This is a genomic window from Rhodococcus sp. C26F, assembly GCF_053345925.1.
On sequence record NZ_JBKFBA010000018.1, the window covers coordinates 13,904 to 32,911 of the forward strand.

At 69.8% G+C, this 19,008-nt stretch carries 15 protein-coding genes and 1 pseudogene; 9 read left to right on the plus strand and 7 right to left on the minus strand.

Annotated features, from left to right (window positions below; all coding sequences use genetic code 11):
* Nucleotides 1-25: 25 nt before the first annotated feature.
* Complete coding sequence (gene glgB, locus ACLBYD_RS18045; RefSeq protein WP_447817515.1) at nucleotides 26-2,236, minus strand: 1,4-alpha-glucan branching protein GlgB; 2,211 nt, start codon at nucleotides 2,234-2,236, stop codon at nucleotides 26-28.
* A complete protein-coding gene (locus ACLBYD_RS18050; RefSeq protein WP_447817516.1) occupies nucleotides 2,233-4,251 on the minus strand; it encodes a maltotransferase domain-containing protein in 2,019 nt (672 codons plus the stop codon). Before ACLBYD_RS18050 ends, glgB begins: the two co-directional genes overlap by 4 nt.
* Nucleotides 4,252-4,747: 496 nt before the next feature.
* Between ACLBYD_RS18050 and glgP the strand changes: the two genes are divergently transcribed.
* Complete coding sequence (glgP, locus tag ACLBYD_RS18055; RefSeq protein ID WP_447817518.1) at nucleotides 4,748-7,324, plus strand: alpha-glucan family phosphorylase; 2,577 nt, start codon at nucleotides 4,748-4,750, stop codon at nucleotides 7,322-7,324.
* Between the two features lie 21 nt (nucleotides 7,325-7,345).
* Here glgP and ACLBYD_RS18060 read toward each other — a convergent pair whose 3' ends face one another.
* The 3 genes from ACLBYD_RS18060 to ACLBYD_RS18070 are packed head-to-tail and all read right to left on the minus strand — an operon-like array spanning nucleotide 7,346 to nucleotide 11,353.
* Nucleotides 7,346-9,373: an ATP-dependent DNA helicase gene (locus tag ACLBYD_RS18060; protein WP_183070681.1), complete on the minus strand. Its 2,028-nt coding sequence runs from the start codon at nucleotides 9,371-9,373 to the stop codon at nucleotides 7,346-7,348.
* 25 nt (nucleotides 9,374-9,398) lie between these two features.
* Nucleotides 9,399-10,016 carry a nicotinamidase gene (locus tag ACLBYD_RS18065; RefSeq protein ID WP_447817519.1) on the minus strand — a complete coding sequence of 206 codons (618 nt, stop codon included), beginning with the start codon at nucleotides 10,014-10,016 and terminating at the stop codon, nucleotides 9,399-9,401.
* Nucleotides 10,017-10,021: 5 nt separating this feature from the next.
* Entirely contained in the window at nucleotides 10,022-11,353 is a 1,332-nt protein-coding gene (locus tag ACLBYD_RS18070) for a nicotinate phosphoribosyltransferase (RefSeq protein ID WP_447817520.1), read from the minus strand.
* Nucleotides 11,354-11,422: 69 nt separating this feature from the next.
* Between ACLBYD_RS18070 and clpS the strand changes: the two genes are divergently transcribed.
* From clpS to rdgB, 7 genes are all read left to right on the plus strand, one after another.
* Nucleotides 11,423-11,779: an ATP-dependent Clp protease adapter ClpS gene (gene clpS, locus ACLBYD_RS18075; RefSeq protein WP_447817521.1), complete on the plus strand. Its 357-nt coding sequence runs from the start codon at nucleotides 11,423-11,425 to the stop codon at nucleotides 11,777-11,779.
* A gap of 24 nt (nucleotides 11,780-11,803) precedes the next feature.
* The gene (gene aosR / locus ACLBYD_RS18080; protein ID WP_447817522.1) at nucleotides 11,804-12,382 is read left to right on the plus strand and encodes an oxidative stress transcriptional regulator AosR; all 579 of its coding nucleotides are present in this window, start codon (nucleotides 11,804-11,806) and stop codon (nucleotides 12,380-12,382) included.
* Nucleotides 12,379-13,473: a P1 family peptidase gene (locus ACLBYD_RS18085; RefSeq protein ID WP_447817523.1), complete on the plus strand. Its 1,095-nt coding sequence runs from the start codon at nucleotides 12,379-12,381 to the stop codon at nucleotides 13,471-13,473. Before aosR ends, ACLBYD_RS18085 begins: the two co-directional genes overlap by 4 nt.
* Nucleotides 13,474-13,499: 26 nt before the next feature.
* Nucleotides 13,500-14,126, plus strand: a complete 627-nt coding sequence (locus tag ACLBYD_RS18090) for a rhomboid family intramembrane serine protease (protein WP_006554742.1) — start codon at nucleotides 13,500-13,502, stop codon at nucleotides 14,124-14,126.
* Between the two features lie 143 nt (nucleotides 14,127-14,269).
* A complete protein-coding gene (locus ACLBYD_RS18095) occupies nucleotides 14,270-15,031 on the plus strand; it encodes a cyclic nucleotide-degrading phosphodiesterase (protein ID WP_447817524.1) in 762 nt (253 codons plus the stop codon).
* 34 nt (nucleotides 15,032-15,065) lie between these two features.
* Nucleotides 15,066-15,854: a ribonuclease PH gene (rph, locus tag ACLBYD_RS18100; RefSeq protein WP_088897423.1), complete on the plus strand. Its 789-nt coding sequence runs from the start codon at nucleotides 15,066-15,068 to the stop codon at nucleotides 15,852-15,854.
* Between the two features lie 7 nt (nucleotides 15,855-15,861).
* On the plus strand, nucleotides 15,862-16,473 hold the full coding sequence (gene rdgB, locus ACLBYD_RS18105) for an RdgB/HAM1 family non-canonical purine NTP pyrophosphatase (protein WP_059383999.1): 612 nt from the start codon (nucleotides 15,862-15,864) through the stop codon (nucleotides 16,471-16,473).
* A gap of 192 nt (nucleotides 16,474-16,665) precedes the next feature.
* Here the strand turns inward: rdgB and ACLBYD_RS18110 are convergent.
* Both ACLBYD_RS18110 and ACLBYD_RS18115 read right to left on the minus strand, forming a co-directional pair.
* Nucleotides 16,666-16,956 (minus strand): annotated as a pseudogene (locus ACLBYD_RS18110) (DUF3349 domain-containing protein); the annotation flags it as partial.
* A 121-nt stretch (nucleotides 16,957-17,077) separates the two neighbouring features.
* Complete coding sequence (locus tag ACLBYD_RS18115) at nucleotides 17,078-17,701, minus strand: TetR/AcrR family transcriptional regulator (protein WP_447817525.1); 624 nt, start codon at nucleotides 17,699-17,701, stop codon at nucleotides 17,078-17,080.
* Between the two features lie 56 nt (nucleotides 17,702-17,757).
* On the opposite strand from ACLBYD_RS18115, the gene ACLBYD_RS18120 reads away from it, so the two are divergent.
* Complete coding sequence (locus tag ACLBYD_RS18120; RefSeq protein WP_447817526.1) at nucleotides 17,758-18,999, plus strand: oxygenase MpaB family protein; 1,242 nt, start codon at nucleotides 17,758-17,760, stop codon at nucleotides 18,997-18,999.
* The last annotated feature ends 9 nt before the right edge of the window (nucleotides 19,000-19,008 follow it).

The following is a 19,008-nucleotide window of genomic DNA, read 5'->3' on the forward strand; positions in this document are numbered from 1 at the left end:
GTTGTGCTCCTGTCGTCGGGCAGCGTCACCTCCGCAACGACAACCAGATGGCGCCGTGCGCAGGCAAGGTCACCCGAGCCGAGGCGGGACGCCCGTGCCACGAATGTTCGTCCGCCTCCACGGCCCCGAAGTTGCCCGCTCCGTTGCCCTGGTAGGCGGTCGCGTCCGTGTTGAGGACTTCCTCCCACGTGCCCGGTTCGGGCAATCCGACACGATAGTCGCCGTAGGTCGTGCCCGAAAAGTTGTGCAGGCACGCGAGCACCGAGCCGTCGCTGCCGTAGCGCAGGAACGACAGGACGTTGTTGTGCGCATCGTTGGCGTCGATCCACGAGTATCCGCCGGGCGTGGTGTCGAGCGTGTAGAGCGCCGGGTGCGAGCGGTAGATGCCGTTGAGATCGCACACCAGCCGGTGGATACCGGCGTGGAGCGGTTCGTCGAGCTGCCACCAGTCGAGGCCGCGTTCCTCGGACCACTCGGCGACCTGCCCGAACTCCTGGCCCATGAACAGCAGCTGCTTGCCGGGATGGGCCCACATGTAGGCGAGCATCGACCGCAGGCCGGCGGCGCGTGTGGCGTCGTCGCCCGGCAGTCGCGTCCACAGCGTGCCCTTGCCGTGGACGACCTCGTCGTGGCTGATGGGGAGCACGAAGTTCTCGCTCCACGCGTACACGAGCGAGAACGTGATCTCGTGGTGGTGATAGGTGCGGTGCACGGGATCGCGGCCGAGATAGCCGAGGGTGTCGTGCATCCAGCCCATGTTCCACTTCATGCTGAACCCGAGCCCGCCGACGTTCGTCGAGCGGGTCACGCCCGGCCAGGAGGTCGATTCCTCCGCGACCGTCACGATCCCCGGATAGTGCTTGTGGACGGTGGCGTTGAGTTCCTGGAGGAACGCGACGGCCTCGAGGTTCTCGCGCCCGCCGTAGATGTTCGGTGTCCAGCCGCCCTCGGGACGCGAGTAGTCGAGATACAGCATCGAGGCCACGGCGTCGACGCGCAGACCGTCGATGTGGAACTCCTCGATCCAGTAGAGGGCGTTGGCGACGAGGAAGTTCCGCACCTCGGGGCGGCCGTAGTCGAAGACGTAGGTGCCCCAGTCCAGCTGCTCACCGCGGCGCGGATCGGGATGTTCGTACTGGGGGCTGCCGTCGAAGCGCGCGAGCGCCCACTCGTCCTTCGGGAAGTGGGCGGGCACCCAGTCCATGATCACGCCGATCCCGGCGGCGTGGAGACGGTCGACGAACGCGCGGAACTCGTCGGGAGTGCCGAACCGGGAGGTGGGAGCGTAGTAGGAGGTGACCTGGTAGCCCCACGATCCGCCGAAGGGGTGCTCCGAGACCGGCAGCAGCTCGACGTGCGTGAATCCGGTTTCGAGGATGTACTCGGCCAGCTGATCGGCGAGTTCGACGTAGTTCAGGCCCGGGCGCCACGAACCGAGGTGCACCTCGTAGACCGCCATCGGTTCCTGCCAGGGCTGCGCCTTCTCGCGGGTCGCGACCCAGTCGTCGTCGTTCCAGGTGTAGCGACTCTCGGTGACCTTCGACGCGGTCGCGGGCGGCACCTCGGTGGCGAACGCCATCGGGTCGGCCTTGTCGCGGACGGATCCGTCGCGACCGTGCACCCGGTACTTGTACAGCGCGCCCGGTTCGACGCCGGGGACGAAGACCTCCCAGACACCGCTCGAGCCGAGCACCCGCATCGGGGTGGTGCGTCCACCCCAGCCGTCGAAGTCGCCGGTGACGGTGACCCCGCGTGCGCCCGGTGCCCACACGGCGAAGGACGTGCCCGTCACCGGGCCGTCCGGGGTCTCGTAGGTCCGCGGGTGGGCGCCGAGCACCTCCCACAGCCGTTCGTGCCGGCCCTCGCTCAGCAGGTGACGGTCGAGTTCGCCCAACGTCGGCATGAAGCGGTAACCGTCCGCGACGACCTCGACGTGATCGAACGGGTAGGTCACCACGAGCCGGTAGTCGGCGAGATCGAAGACCGGGATCAGGGCGCTGAAGACGTCCTCGCCCACGGGTTCGAGCGGATGGTCGCGACCACCGATCCGCGCGGCGACCTTCTCGGCCCCGGGGCGCAGTGCCCGGATGACCGTCCCCTCCGGATGCGGATGGGCCCCGAGCACCGCGTGCGGATCGTGGTGCTCACCGGCGGCGAGCAGGTCGAGGTCCTCCGGTCGCGGGCTGTGGCGTCGGCGCGGAACATCGGCGCCCGGCGTCTGGGGCGGCACGGTCACGACTGCCTCCTGTAGGCGAGCGTTGTGCGGGTGGGGATGCCGATCGGGGGCAGGACCAGGATGTGCGCCACCGCCCGCCACGGCTCGAGGCGCACGTAGTTGGCCTGTCCCCACGAATACTGTTCCCCACTCACCTCGTCGTAAACGGGGAAGTGGTCGTGCCAGTCGTGTCCGATCGCCGGCATGTCGAGCCAGACCGTGCCCTGTTCGGCCCCGTAGGGGTTGAGGTTGATCACCGTGAGCACGCAGTCCCCGGTGGACGGATCGAACTTCGAGTAGGCGATCAGCGCGTCGTTGTCGACGTGGTGGAAGGTGATGTTGCGCAGTTGCTGCAATGCCGGGTGGGCGCGCCGGATGCGGTTGAGGGTGGTCAGCCACGGTTCGAGCGACTCGCCGCGCCGGCGGGCCTCGTCGTAGCGACGCGGCCGCAACTGGTATTTCTCCGAGTCGAGGTACTCCTCGCTGCCCGGCCGCACCGCGAGGTGCTCGAACAGTTCGTACCCCGAGTACACGCCCCACGAGGGAGCCAGGGTGGCGGCGAGTGCCGCGCGCAGCGCGAACATGCCCGGCCCGCCGTGCTGCAGCGTCTCGTGCAGGATGTCGGGGGTGTTTACGAACAGGTTCGGCCTGGCCTCGTCGGCCTTCGCGGCGATCTCGGTACCGAACTCGGTGAGCTCCCATTTCGCGACCCGCCACGTGAAATACGTGTACGACTGCGTGAATCCACGTCGTGCGAGCCCGTACATGCGGGCGGGCCGGGTGAACGCTTCCGACAGGAACAGCACGTCGGGATCGGTGCGCTTGATCTCGGCGATGAGCTGTTCCCAGAAGTTCGGGGGCTTGGTGTGCGGATTGTCGACGCGGAAGATGTCGACGCCCAACCGGATCCAGTGCCGGACCACACGCAGGACCTCGGCGTAGATGCCCTCGGGGTCGTCGTCGAAGTTGATCGGATAGATGTCCTGGTACTTCTTCGGCGGGTTCTCCGCGTATGCGATCGTGCCGTCGGGCAGCACGGTGAACCATTCCGGATGCTCCCGGGCCCACGGGTGGTCGGGGGCGCACTGCAGGGCGAGATCGAGGGCGACCTCGAGCTCGAGTTCCTTCGCTCGGGCGACGAAATCGCGGAAGTCCTGCTCGGTGCCGAGTTCGGGGTGGATGGCGTCGTGACCGCCCTCGTCGGAGCCGATCGCCCAGGGCGACCCGACGTCGTCCGGGCCGGCGACGAGGGTGTTGTTCGGCCCCTTGCGGTTGACCTTGCCGATCGGATGGATCGGGGGGAGGTAGACGACGTCGAATCCCATCGTCGCGATGCGTGGGAGATCGGCAGCGGCGGTGGCGAAGGTGCCGTGCCGCGGGGTTCCGTCCTCGTGCCAGCCTCCGGTGGACCGGGGGAAGAACTCGTACCAGGAGCCGAACAGTGCGCGGCGACGATCGACGAACGCCGTGAACGCCTTTCCGCGGGTGACCAGCTCGCGGAGGGGATGGGCGCGGAGGATCTCGGTGATGTCGGGGGAGAAGGCCGGAGCGATGCGCTCGGCCAGCGGTCGGTCGGACCGCAGGGACGCAGCGACCGCGAGCAGAGCGGGGCGGTTGCCGCGCGGTGCGCCCTTGGCGGCCTTCTCGAAGATCCGTGCGCCGACCTCGAGATCGTTCGCGAGTTCGGTGGCGTCCTGCCCGGCGTCGGTCTTCGCGGTGACCGCGTGCCGCCAGGTCGCCACCGGGTCGCTCCACGCCTCGACCCGGTAGGTCCACGCCCCGACGCTCGTGGGGGAGAAGGTGGCGTGGAAGGTGTCGGGTTCGGTGCCCGGAACCATCGGGATCCGCACCAGTCTGCCGGCGGATTCGGGGTCGTCGGCCGGTCCTCGGACGGCGAGCGTCGCGGCGATCGCGTCGTGGCCCTCGCGCCACACGACGGCGGAGACCGGCACCACCTCCCCGACGACCGCCTTCGTCGGATAACGCCCTCCGTCGATTGAGGGTTGTACGTCGTCGATGGCGAGCCGACCTGTCACGCTAGCTCCGTTCCGTGCGGGTCCGAGTGGACGAGCAGGGCCGATGGGGGCAACGACCGTGTCTCGAACCACCGTAATGGAGGTCGCGCCGCGGGGCTGTGCATGCGGCGGGACCCGCGAAGGATCCCCTCTGCAGCACCGAAAGTATCTGTAACTCAGCGTTCACTTCAATTGACCGGACTGCAACACCCCGCTCCCTACTGTTTGTTCTGCAAGACAACAACAGCCTCCCCGGAGGCACGACGAAGGGAAGAACACATGGGTCTGGTCGCCGGTCTGATCGGAGTCGTCGGAGACTTGCTGCACCTGCTCCTCGGCGGACTCTGAGTCCACCGGCCGACGGGGGGTCGGCCACAGGAGAGAAGGTCCCGCGGTGTGCACGCCGCGGGGCCTCTCCGTGTGCCGAGCGATCCCGTCCGCGACCGGCGTGGATCCGGGCACGTGAGATCCGCCGCCCGGCCGTCACGAAGCGCGGTCGGTCGGTAGTGTGCACCCCGTGAAAGCACTGCGCCGGTTCACCGTACGAGCCCATCTTCCCGAGCGGCTGGCTGCGCTGGGAGCCCTGACGGCCAACCTCAGATGGTCGTGGCACCCGCAGACCCAGGACCTGTTCGAATCGGTCGACCCGGACCTGTGGCGCCGGTGCAGCAACGACCCCGTCCGGCTGCTCGGCGAGGTGCCGCCGGCCCGACTCGATGCGCTCGCCGAGGACGGCGACTTCCTCGCCCGGCTCGACGCCGCCGCCGCCGACCTCGAGCACTACCTCACCCGCCCCCGCTGGTTCCAGGAACAGCAGGAGCGCGGCACGACACTGCCCGCCGGCATTGCCTACTTCTCCATGGAGTTCGGTGTCACCGAGGTGCTGCCGAACTACTCCGGCGGCCTCGGCATCCTCGCCGGCGACCACCTCAAGGCCGCCTCCGATCTCGGCCTGCCGCTCATCGGCGTCGGCCTGCTCTACCGCTCCGGCTACTTCCGGCAGTCGCTCAGCGCCGACGGCTGGCAGATGGAGCACTACCCCTCCTACGACCCGCAGGGCCTGCCGCTGCGACTGCTCACCGAGGGCGACGGCACCGCCGCGCTCGTGCAGGTCGCCGTGCCGGGCGGGCGCACACTCGACGCGCGGATCTGGATCGCCCAGGTCGGGCGCGTCCCGCTGCTGCTGCTCGACTCCGACATCCCGTCCAACGATGAGGAGCTGTGCGGGGTCACCGACCGCCTCTACGGCGGCGACCAGGACCACCGCATCAAGCAGGAGATCCTCGCCGGCGTCGGCGGTGTCCGCGCGGTGCGCGCCTACACGCGCATCCACGGCCTGCCCGACCCCGATGTCTTCCACATGAACGAGGGACACGCGGGCTTCCTCGGCGCCGAACGCATCCGCGAACTCGTCACCGGCGCCGGACTCGACTTCGACGAAGCGCTCGCCGCCGTGCGGGCCGGCACGGTCTTCACCACCCACACCCCCGTGCCCGCGGGTATCGACCGCTTCCCGATCGATCTCGTGCGCCACTACTTCTCGGGCACCAACGGCGAGAACGAGTCGGCACTGTTGCCCGGCCTCACCGTCGACCGCATCCTCGCGCTCGGACGCGAGAGCAACCCGAACGTGTTCAACATGGCCCATCTCGGTCTGCGCCTCGGCCAGCGCTGCAACGGTGTGTCGAAGCTGCACGGCGAGGTCAGCCGCGGCATGTTCGAAGGACTGTGGCCCGGATTCGACGCCGCCGAGGTGCCCATCGGCTCGGTCACCAACGGTGTGCACGCCCCCACCTGGGCCGCGCGCGAATGGATCGCGCTCGCCAACCGCCTCGCCGGACCCGACCGGGTCGAGGAGGCCCGCGGCTGGGAACTGCTCCAGACCATCGACCGCAAGGAACTGTGGTCGACCCGCAACACGCTGCGCGCCCAGCTCGTCGCCGAGGTGCGTCGCCGGCTGCGCGAGTCGTGGCTCGAACGCGGCGCCACCGAGGCCGAACTGGGCTGGATCGAGTCGGTCTTCGACCCGAACGTGCTCACCGTCGGGTTCGCGCGGCGCGTGCCCACCTACAAGCGCCTCACCCTGATGCTGCGCGATCCCGAGCGGCTGCGCGCGCTGCTGCTCGACGACGAACGGCCCGTGCAGCTCGTCGTCGCCGGCAAGAGCCACCCCGCCGACGACGGCGGCAAGGCGCTCATCCAGCAGGTCGTGCGGTTCGCCGACGAGTACGACGTACGGCACCGCATCGTCTTCCTGCCCAACTACGACATGTCGATGGCCCGCTATCTGTACTGGGGTTGCGATGTGTGGCTGAACAACCCGCTGCGCCCGCTCGAGGCGTGCGGCACATCGGGCATGAAGTCGGCCCTCAACGGCGGTCTCAACCTGTCCATCCGCGACGGATGGTGGGACGAGATGTTCGACGGCGAGAACGGCTGGGCCATCCCCACCGCCGACGGCGTCGACGACACCCGCCGCGACGACCTCGAGGCCGCCGCCCTGTACGAGTTGCTCGAACGCTCGGTGCTGCCGCGCTTCTACGACCGCGACCCCGACGGTGTGCCGGCCCGCTGGATCGAGATGGTGCGCCACACGCTCGAGAATCTCGGTCCGAAGGTGCTCGCCTCGCGCATGGTGCGCGACTATGCCGTCGACTACTACATCCCCGCGGCCGCGGCGGCCGCGAAGGTCACCGCCGACGACTACGCGGGTGCGCGGGCGCTGGCCGATTACCGGCACCGTATCGAGGCGGCGTGGCCGGGAGTGCGTGTCGCGCAGGTCGATTCGACGCCGATTCCGGACGTGCCGCAGATCGGTCTGCCGCTGGGGCTGACCGCGCACGTCCAGCTCGGCGACCTGACCCCGGAAGATGTCGAGGTGCAGGCCGTGGTCGGGCGCGTAGGCTCCGACGACACGATCGGCGACCCCGTCACCGTGCCGATGGAACACATCGGCACCGACCCGCTGGGGGAGGAGTTCACCGCGACGGTGCCGCTGCCCCTTGCCGGCGCCGTCGGCTACACGGTGCGCGTGCTGCCCAGGCACGGCCTGCTCGCCTCGCCCGCCGAACTCGGCATGGTCGCGCTCCCGTAGGAGACCGGACCCGCCGGGTGCTCAGCCGCGCAGACGCGTGAGTGCCCGGCGGACCACCGCCGGATCGGCCGTCTCCCAGAACGGCGGCAGCGACGCACGCAGATAACCGCCGTACCGCGCGGTCGCCAGACGCGAGTCGAGCACCGCCACCACGCCCCGGTCGTCGGTGCTGCGCAACAGTCGCCCGACACCCTGCGCCAACAGCAGAGCGGCGTGATTGGCGGCGACCGCCATGAACCCGTTGCCGCCGCGAGCCTCCACGGCGCGCTGCCGGGCGACCAGCAGCGGATCGTCGGGGCGGGGGAACGGAATCCGGTCGATGATCACCAGCGACAGCGACGGGCCCGGAACGTCGACGCCCTGCCACAGCGACAGGGTGCCGAACAGGCTCGTCGCCTCGTCCGCTGCGAACTTCTCGACCAGCGCGCCGGTCGCGTCGTCGCCCTGGCACAGGATCGGCGTGTCGAGACGCTCGCGCAGCGCCTCGGTGGCGGCCTTCGCGGCGCGCATCGAGGAGAACAACCCGAGCGTGCGCCCCTCGGCGGCGGTGACGAGTTCGGCGATCTCGTCGAGATGCGAGGGCGGCAGACCGTCGCGGCCGGGTGGCGTCAGATGCTTGGCGATGTAGAGGATGCCCGCCTTCGCGTGATCGAAGGGCGAACCCACGTCGATCCCGTTCCACGCGAGATCGCCCTTGTCGGAGGGGGGTTCGGCGCCCGAGGCAGAGGTGGTGTCGCTGCGGGCCGGCGACTGCGGCGGCAGACCCCAGTTGACCGCGAGGCCGTCGAACGACCCACCGACCGTGAGGGTCGCGGAGGTGAGGACGACCGTGGATTCACCGAACAACCGGCTGCGCAACAAACCTCCGACCGACAACGGCGCGACCCGCACGGTGCGGCGCACGTTGCCGCGGAACTCGTCGGCGGCGAGCCACACGACGTCGGGTCGCTGGGACGGATCGCGCTGCTCGAAGGTCGTGAGCACCCGGACCGCGCAGTCGTGCACCTCGTCGATCTCCGCGAGCGCCTGACTGCGGGCCGCGGCGACCTCGGGATCGGTGCCGGGCTTGGCCGGTCCGATCGCCGTGTGCACGGCCCAGGCGGCATCGCGGATCGAGGCCAGCGCGGCCGCGGCGCCCTCGGGCAGCTCGTCCCAGCGACCCGCCGGCAGTTCTTCGAGGAACGACTCCCAGTTCTCGGCGGCACCGTCGAGCCGGTCGATCTCCTCGTCCTCGACGAGCTTGACGCAGCGCCGCGCGGCCGCCGACACCGTGCCCGGCGACAACTCGGCCGTGGCGACGTTCGTGATCCGATCGACGAGTTCGTGCGCCTCGTCGACGACCACGACATCGTGCTCGGGCAGGATCGAGATGCCGGTGATCGCATCGATGGCGAGCAGCGCGTGGTTGGTGACGACCACGTCGACCTGCGCGGCCTCGGCGCGCGCGATCTCGGCGAAGCAGTCTTCTCCCACCGGGCACCGCGACTTGCCGAGGCACTCGCGCGCGGTGACGGACAGCTGACGCCACGCCTGATCGGAGACACCGGGGGACAGGTCGTCGCGGTCGCCGGTCTCGGTGGTGGACGACCACTCCGTCACCCGCCGCACCTCGCGGCCGATGCGCGAGAGGGCGAACGCGTCGAACAGTTCGGCGTCGGGCGTCTCCTCGGCGAGTCCGGTATGGATCTTGTTCAGGCACAGGTAGTTTCCGCGGCCCTTGAGGATCGCGAAACGCGGGCGACGGCCGAGCGAACCGGCGAGGGCGTCGGCGAGTCGCGGCAGGTCGCGCTCGACGAGCTGCCGCTGCAAGGCGATGGTCGCGGTGGAGACCACCACGGTGCGGCCCGTCTTCACCGCGTAGCGGATGCTCGGCACGAGATAGGCCAGCGACTTGCCGGTACCCGTGCCGGCCTGCACGGCGAGGTGTTCGCCGGTGTCGATGCTGTGCGCGACGGCCGAGGCCATCGTCAGCTGGTTGCGCCGCTCCTTACCGCCCAGCGCGTGCACCGCGGTTCGCAGCAATTCTGGGACTTCGGGGAGATCCGGCACCGGCACAGGGTATCGGTCCCCACCGTCACCTTCGGTCTGCGACCCCGCTACCTGTGACTTCGGCGATATCGGTGACGCCGGGAAGGTCGGTGACCAGTTCGACACCGGCCTCGCGCATCCGCTCGAGGGCGGGGCGGATCGTCGTCTCCGACACCCCGGCGGTGTAGGGCAGCAGCACCCGGGCGCCGAAACCCTCCTCGATCGCGTCGAGTGCGGTGGCCCGCACACAGTGGTCGGTGGCGATCCCGACGATGTCGACGTCCGTCACACCGCGGTCGCGCAACCACGACGCCAATGTCGTGCCCTCGTCGTCGATTCCTTCGAAGCCCGAATAGGCGGCGTCGTCGGCCCCCTTCGAGAAGACGGCCTCGAACCGGTCCGTAGTCAGTTCCGGGTGGAAGTCCGCGCCCGGCGTCCCGGCCCGGCAGTGCGGCGGCCACGAGTCGACGAAATCGGGTTCGGGAGAGAAATGGTCTCCGGGATCGACGTGGTGGTCGCGGGTCGCGACGATGTGCGCGTAGTCGTCACCGTGCGCCTGCAGGAACCGGGTGATGTCGGACGCCACCCGCGAGCCGCCCTCCACCGCGAGCGAACCGCCCTCGCAGAAGTCGTTCTGGACGTCGACCACCAGCAATGCGCGCATGGCACTCACCCCTCACGGACGAAGCGGGTGGGGATGGCGGGATCCCCGGCCGAGAGCGTCAGGCCCTCCCACGGCAGACGCACCATGCCCTGCCGGAGGTACTCCCGGCTCTCCTCCAGGGTAGGCAGATCGCCGACCGCCTCGCCGCCGCGGACCAGCGGGATCATCAGTTCGTGGACCTGTGAACCCTCGCCCGGCGGGACCTGCTCGGCGCGGGCCGGGTACACGACCTCCTCGACGAACGTGCCCGTCCTCCGCGCGTACCGGACGGCCCGCTTCGCGCCCCCTCGGGACTCCTTCGACGCACTGCGCTTCTCGACCGGGATGCCGTCGACCTCCACGAGCTTGAAGACCATGCCCGCCGTCGGCGCCCCCGAGCCGGTGACCAGCGACGTACCCACCCCGTAGCCGTCGACCGGCTCGGCGCGCAGACCCGCGATCCCGTATTCGTCGAGATCACCGGACATCACGATCTTCGTGCGGGTCGCGCCGAGTCCGTCGAGCTGTTCGCGCACCTGGCGGGCGAGCACACCGAGATCGCCCGAATCGATCCGCACGCCACCGAGTTCGGGGCCGGCCACCGCGATCGCCGTGTTCACGCCCTCGGTGATGTCGTAGGTGTCCACCAGCAGGGTCGTGCCCACGCCGAGGCTCTCGACCTGGCTGCGGAAGGCGGACGCCTCGTCGCGGCCGGTCGTCGTGGTGTGCAGCAGGGTGAACGCGTGCGCGGCGGTACCCGCCGCGGGGATGCCGTACCGTTGCGCGGCCTGCAGATTGGATGTCGAGTCGAAGCCCGCGAGATAGGCGGCGCGCGCCGCGGCGACCGCCGCTTCCTCGTGGGTGCGCCGCGACCCCATCTCGATGAGCGCGCGGCCGTCGGCCACACTCACCATGCGCGCCGCCGCGGAGGCGATCGCACTGTCGTGGTTGAAGATCGACAGCGTCAGCGTCTCGAGCAGCACACACTCGGCGAAGGTGCCGCTCACCGACAGGATCGGTGAACCCGGGAAGTAGAAGTCGCCCTCGCGGTAGCCGTCGATGTCGCCGGAGAACCGGAAGTCGCGCAGCCACTCGACGGTGCGCGGAGCGAGGAAACCGGCGGCGAGTTCGAGTTCGGCCTCGTCGAACCGGAACGATCCGAGTGCCTCGATCAACCGTGCGGTGCCTGCGACGACGCCGTACCGCCGGCCCGGGGGAAGACGCCGGGCGAAGACCTCGAAGACGCACGGGCGGTCGCCCGTGCCGTCCGCCAGGGCAGCCTCGAGCATGGTCAACTCGTACTTGTCCGTGAACAATGCGGTACCGGGACGACCGGCACGGTGAATGGCTTCGGGCACCCGATCACTGTAGAGCCACGCCCTCCGAGGCGGGTTTTTCGCGGTGCTCCGAAGTCGTACCCTGGGAACATGGCGCCGTGTAGTACGACCACTCCGCTCGACGTCCGATCGATGGCGGCCCAGGCCGTTCGGGCCATGGCGGGACAGGCCGTTCCGGCCGAGGCCGAAATCGTCGAGGAGATCGAAGCGGTCGACAGGCCATGGGTGACCGTGGTCTGGGACGACCCCGTCAATCTCATGCACTACGTGACGTTCATCTTCCAGAAGCTGTTCGGGTACAGCAAGGCCAAGGCCACCGAGCTCATGCTCAAGGTCCACAACGAGGGCAAGGCCGTCGTGTCGAGTGGTTCGCGTGACAAGATGGAACACGACGTGCAGCGTCTGCACGCCGCCGGACTGTGGGCGACGATGCAACGCGACGAATGATCCCCACAGGAGGGCCCGACCGACGTGCGGCAGTGGACCAGGAAGAACTCGCTCAGCGGCCCCAAGCTCCGGTCGGAGATGGACGCCCACGAAGCGTCGGTGCTGCGGTCGCTCGTGTCCTCCGTGCTGGGCATGCTCGAGGAACGCGCCGGACAGGCCCCGCAGGACGACCTCGCGGCGCTGACCGGCCTGCGCACCGGTAACGCCACCCCGCCCGAGATCCCGGCGCTGCGCCGCCTCCTACCCGAGTTCCACCGCCCCGACGCCGATGCCGTCGCCGATGTCGGCGACGACGCCGCCGACCTCAACGGTGCGATGCGGAGCCTGCACGAACCGAGCATCATCGACGCCAAGCTCGCCGCCGGCGCGGTCATCCTGCGCACCGTGCCGGAAGGCGGCGGCAAGGTGGTGCTCAATCCCGAACAGGCCGAGGCCTGGCTGTACGGACTCAACGACGTGCGGCTCGCGCTCGGTACGACCCTCGGCATCGACGCCGACACCCCCGACATCCTCGACGACGACGATCCGCGTGCCCCGCACCTCGACGTCTACCACTGGCTGACGTGGATGCAGGACTCCCTCGTCCAGGCGCTGCAGCCGTGATCGTGCCGGGGCCGACCGATTCGCTGCTCGACGTGGCGGGTCTGAGTGTCGGTCACTGGCAGCGCCTCGACCCCGAGGTCACCGTCGGCACCCCCGAGATTCCCGGTACGGGCGCCGCCACGGGATGCACCGTCGTGCTCGCCGACCCGTCCGCCGTCGCCTCGGTGGACGTGCGCGGCGGGGGACCGGGCACCCGAGAGACCGATCTGCTCGATCCGAGCCATTCCGTGCAGCGTGTCGATGCGGTGCTCCTCACCGGAGGCAGCGCGTACGGGCTGGCCGCCGCCGACGGCGTGATGCGTTATCTCGAGAAGAACGGCAAGGGAATCCCGATGGGCGCGCCCGACGCGGTCGTCCCGATCGTCCCCGGCGCCGTCATCTTCGACCTGCCGGTGGGGCAGTGGTCCGCGCGCCCGACCGCCGATTCGGGCTGCACCGCCGCCGCCACCGCCAGCTCCACGCACTTCGACCGCGGCAGCGTCGGCGCCGGCACCGGTGCCCGCGCCGGGGCGCTCAAGGGCGGCATCGGATCGGCGAGCGTGCGGATCACGGACGGTCCCGCGACCGGGGTGACCGTGGCGGCGCTGATGGTGGCGAACCCCGTCGGCTCGGTGTTCGACCCCGTGACCGGGCTGCCCTGGGGTGTCGACGCCGCGCGAGCCGAAGAACTCGGACTGTCGTCGCCCTCGGCGGCGGATCTGGCCGCGGTCCGCGCGCTCGACGAGAAGGGCACCGTCCTCAACACCACGATCGGTGTGGTCGCCACCGACGCACCGCTGTCGAAGGCGGCGTGCCGTCGCGTCGCGGTCACCGGACACGACGGTCTCGGCCGCGCGATACGTCCCGCGCATTCCCCGCTGGACGGCGACACGATCTTCGCCCTGTCGACCGTTACCGCCGACGTGTCCGACGCATTGCGCAACGCGCCGTCGATCCCGGCCTTCCCCGCGGAACTGCCGATCCTCGCCGCGGTCTGCGAGGCTGCGGCCGTGGTGGTCGAACGCGCGATCGTCGACGCAATCCTCTCCGCGACTTCCGTCGCCGGCATCCCCGCCTATCGCGACGTGCTGCCGTCGGTCTTCGGCCGCTGACCGATATGTGACGGCAGAATGGTGCCATGACCATTCCCAGCGGTACCGGCGCCGACACCCGCATCCGGCCGATCTGGCAACGTGCCGGCCTGTGGATCGGGGGATTCGTCGCGATGCTCTACGGCATCGAGACCGTCGATGCGGTGCTCCCCGCCGATCTCGACGCCGCGGGTGTCGAACCCCGCACCGCCGACGGGCTGTGGGGCGTGCTGTTCGCGCCGATCCTGCACGCCGACTGGGCCCACCTCACCGCCAACACCGTGCCCGCGCTCGTCCTCGGCTTCCTGGTGCTGCTCTCCGGCATCGGGCGCGGCCTGGCCGCGACCGCGATCATCTGGGTCGTCGCAGGAGTGGGGACGTGGTTGATCGCGGGCTCGGGCGAGACCCACATCGGAGCGTCGAGCCTGATCTTCGGGTGGCTCACCTATCTGATCGTGCGCGGTGTGTTCACCCGCAAGGCCGGACAGATCCTGCTGGGAGTCGTGGTGCTGTTCCTCTACGGCGGCATGCTGTGGGGTGTGCTGCCGAGCGAACCGTGGATCTCCTGGGAAGGGCACTTCTTCGGTGCGGTCGGCGGCGTTCTCGCGGCGTGGGCGCTGTCCGCGGACGCGCGTCGCGCCCGACGCACCACCCCCTCGGTCGTGCCGCGCTGACCACCCGCGCCGACAACCCGCCGATCGGCCGCGCGAAGTGGCCGAACGATCCGCGCGTCACACCTTCCCGGCCACTGTGAGTCTGCGCCGCAATACGCGCGTTGGCTTCATCGAGGGACCTTCGGCATGGCAGCATGGCTGATATGCGCATGACCGTTCTGGGGTGCTCGGGCAGTGTGGCCGGGCCGGATTCCGCAGCCTCCGGCTACCTGCTGACGGCACCGGACACCCCGCCCCTGGTCATCGACTTCGGTCCCGGCGTCCTCGGCGCGCTCCAGCGCCACGCCGACCCCGGCGAAGTGTCGATCCTCCTGTCCCATCTGCACGCCGATCACTGCCTCGACCTGCCCGGTCTGCTGGTCTGGCGCCGCTACTCGCCGTCCCCGCCGCAGGGTCGCGTCCTCACCTACGGTCCCGTCGGCACCGCCCACCGCATCGGCGTGGCGTCCGCGGAGATCCCCGGCGAGGTCGACGACGTCAGCGACACCCTCGACGTCCGGATGCTCGGCGACGGCGAGCAGATCCGGTTCGGGAGCCTGACCATCTGCCCCGGCCGCGTCCACCACCCGCCGGAGGCCTACGGCTTCCGCATCACCAGCGACTCCGGCCGCACCCTCGTCTACACCGGCGACACCGGCATGTGCGATTCGGTCGTCGAACTCGCCCGCGGCGCCGACGTGCTGCTCGCCGAGGCGTCGTGGACCCACGCGCCGGGGGAGCGCCCCGAGGGCGTGCATCTCTCGGGCACCGAGGCCGGACGCGTCGCGGCCCTCGCCGGTGTCGGCGAACTCCTCCTGACCCACATCCCGCCGTGGACCTCCCGCGAGGACGTCATCGCCGAGGCCAAGGCCGAGTACTCCGGACCGGTCCACGCCGTCACCGCCGGAGACGTGTACCGCATCTGAAAGATCCGTCCCCGGATCGCCTAGGCTCGGACGAGTGACGACACGAGAAGACGGCAGAGCGGACGACGAACTCCGGAACATTCGCATCACCCGGGGTTTCACCAACCACCCGGCGGGCTCCGTGCTCGTCGAATTCGGACAGACCCGCGTGATGTGCACCGCCAGCGTCGAGGAAGGCGTCCCGCGGTGGCGTAGGGGCTCCGGTCTCGGCTGGCTGACCGCCGAGTACGCGATGCTTCCCGCCGCCACCCACACCCGCAGCGGACGCGAATCGGTCAAGGGCAAGCTCGGCGGCCGCACCCAGGAGATCAGCCGGCTCGTCGGCCGGTCGCTGCGCGCATGCATCGACCTCGCCGCGCTCGGCGAGAACACCATCGCGATCGACTGCGACGTGCTGCAGGCCGACGGAGGCACCCGCACCGCGGCGATCACCGGCGCCTATGTCGCACTGTGCGACGCGGTGACCTACCTGCGTGCCGCGGGCAGCCTCGCCGACCCGCAGCCCGTCTCGTGCCAGATCGCCGCCGTCAGCGTCGGCGTGGTCGACGGACGTGTCCGTCTCGACCTGCCCTACGAGGAGGACGTGCGCGCCGAGGTCGACATGAACGTCGTCGCCACCGAGACAGGCACCCTCGTCGAGGTCCAGGGCACCGGCGAAGGCGCGACCTTCCCGCGTTCCACGCTCGACGCGATGCTCGACTCCTCGCTCGCCGGCATCGAGGAACTGTGCCGGATCCAGCGCGAGGTGCTCGCCGAGCCGTACCCGGGCACCCTGCCCGAGCCGGTCGAGGCGGAGATCGTCAAGAAGAAGTTCGGAGTCTGACGTGCGGGTGCTGGTCGCAAGTCGCAACGCGAAGAAGCTGCGCGAACTGCAGCGCGTGCTCGACCGCGCCGGGATCGAGGGCATCGAACTCGTAGGTCTCGACACCGTCCCGCCCTACCCGGAGGCACCCGAGACGGGGGAGACCTTCGAGGCGAACGCCGGAGCCAAGGCCCGCGACGGCGCAGCCGCCACAGGGATGCCCTGCGTCGCCGACGACTCCGGTCTCGAGGTCGACGCCCTGCGCGGCATGCCCGGCGTGCTCTCGGCCCGCTGGAGTGGACGCCACGGCGACGACGAGGCGAACACCGCACTGCTGCTCGGCCAGATGCAGGATGTGCCGGACGAGCGTCGCGGCGCGGCCTTCGTGTCGGCGTGCGCGCTCGTGGTGCCGTCGGACGACGGATTCGTCACGACCGTCGTGCGCGGCGAATGGCGCGGCAGCATCGTGCGCGAGCCGCGCGGCGAGAACGGTTTCGGCTACGACCCGGTCTTCCGCCCCGAAGGCGAGGAACGCACCGCCGCGGAACTGTCCGCGGAGGAGAAGGACGCACAGTCGCATCGAGGACGGGCACTCGCCCAGCTCGTGCCCGCCCTCGCTGCGCTCGCCGCAAGCGCCTGATTCGCGGCTCGCCGCGAGCCGCTAACGCGCGCCGGCCTGCGTCCCACGCTCCTCGCGCACGGGTTCCGCGGCGCCGGTATCCGATGCAGCAACAGCGTCGGGTGCCGGCGCCGCAGCCGTCTCGGTGGTCGGTTGCGTATCCGGTTCGACGGGTTCGGCCGCCTCGTCGCCGCGGGAGAGTTCACCGCCCACGACGGGCCAGCCCGCAGCGACCAGCTGTTCACGGACGCGCTCGACGTCCTGCGGGTCCGGTTCCTCGTGGATCACCCCTGCCACGATCTTCCGCAGGGTGTCGTGGTCGACCTGCCGCTCCGGGTGCTCGGACGCGGTCGCCGCCGCCGTCTCGATCGCCTCGAGAAGTTCCTCGTCGGTGAGCCGACGCTTGAGCACGGCAAGCAACGCGAAGTGATCCTTGGCCGGGATCCCCTCGGGATATCCCGCACGCAACCAGTCCAGTACCACCCGTGGATTCCAACGCGCCATCGTCGCCTCCTCACTCACCGTCCCGCATCGGACCCTTCGAACCCCGAAGCGTCCGGCGGAAACCCCCTGTCAGGGTCACAGGGTTCCCGCCACGATAGCGAGGAACACCTGGTTCGCCCCGTCAGGGGAGCGACATGTCCCGCAGATACGCCGTGACCATGGCGGTGAGCTCGTCGGCCACGACGTCCCGATCCACCGGGGGACGGTCGAGAACATAGGAGACGGCCACGTTCTCGACCGTGCGCACGAGGATCCACGCGATCGCCTCCACAGGGCGGGTACCGCGTCCGCGGAGATGGAAACGCAGCCACATGGTGAGCAGGTCGTCGATCCGCCGTTCGAAGGCGGCGAGCCGGCTGTCGGGGGATCGCGGCAGTTCCTCGATGAGCACCCGCAGAAGGCGTGGATTCTCGGCGAGCGCATCGAGCAGCTCGCCCATCGTGTCGCGCACCGATACGGGGGTGGGCGGGCCTTCGAGCGCGTCCGCGAACACGCGTGAAATGCGAGCATGCATTGCATCCGTCCAGCGGTCCACCACCTCCGCGACGATGGCGTCCTTGTCGGGGAAGTACTGGTACAGCGAGCCCGGACTGATCCCCGCCGCCCGCGCGATCCGGTTCGTCGAGGCTCCCTCGTAGCCGTTGTCCAGCAGAACCGTGCGTCCCGCGGCGATGATCCGTTCGACCATCGCGCGGGAGCGTTCCTGTTGCGGCGCGCGGCGCCGACGCCGGTCGCTCGGGCTCATCGCCGCACCGGAAATGCGAATTGAACGCGAGTTACAGCTCGTGTGACCATCGCCCCATGGTGACACAGGAGTTGCTACGGGACGAGGGCGCGCGCTCGTACCCCACGCGGTACGAGGGCAATCGGCCCCGCAACGAGCGCATCGGGAAACCGTTGAAGAAGTTCGCCCGGATCCACGAGGTGGATCAGCACCTGCTCGACCGCATCGGCCGCAGGATGTTCGCCCGCGACGAGGTGGGAGCGGCGCTCGTCCGCGGTATGCGCCGCGACCGGGACGACCCGGAACGCGTCACCATGAAGCAGTTCCACCGGGCTCTGGAGCACGGCATCGAGTCGGTACCCGACGCTCCCGCTGCGCTGCGCGAGTTCTTCGCCGTCGTCGACACGGTTCCCGACTGGGTGAACTGGGAGCTGCTCGAGAAGGGTGCACGGGCCTTTCGCCGGATGGGCCGTACGCGCAACGACGTGTTGCTCCAACTGTCGCTCATCGGTGGCTACCGTTTCGGCGGGCCGCCGGACCTCCTCGTCGAGACCGGTGGGCTCACCGGATCCACCGCCATGCGCCGCCTCGGCGAGACCCAGAAATGGGGCACCGCCGTCGGTGAGCCCGGCGGCATGCGCCGGAACGGGGACGGCTTCAAGCTCACCGTGCACGTGCGCGCCATGCACGCACTCGTCAACGACCGGTTCGAGAACAACGGCCGATGGGACATCGAGCACTGGGGACTGCCGATCAACCAGACCGACCAGGCCGCGACCCTCGGACTGTTCAACGGCACCCTGCTCCTGGGCGCCCGCGCACTCGGCTACACCGTGAGCCGCGACGAATCCCGCGCCGTGATGCACCTGTGGAAGTACGCCGGCTGGCTCATGGGCGTGGACGAGGAGTGGTTGTTCGACTCCGAACGCGAGCAGCACCGCTTCAACTACCACGTGGTGCTCGTGCAGGACGACGTCACACCAGCGGGCGCCGATCTGTCCCGCGCGCTCGTCGATGGTCAGCGCACGCTCGACTACGGACGCTTCTCCCGGCTCCGGGGCGCCTACGAACGGCTGCGGCTGCTCAGCATGCTGCGCTTCTTCCTCGGCGAGCAGGGCCTCCACGATCTGGGCCTACCCGTCATCCCGCCTTGGGCGGTCGTCCCGGTCGTCGCGACGAACATCGTCAAATCACAGGTCCTGAAGAGATCGGCTCCCGGGCGCCGGTTGCTCGAACACCTCGGCGACCGTGCGGCACGCCGCGAACTGGCACTGAAGTTCGGTTCCGCGAAGCCGGATGTGGGTGCCCTACAGGTATGACGAAAGCGG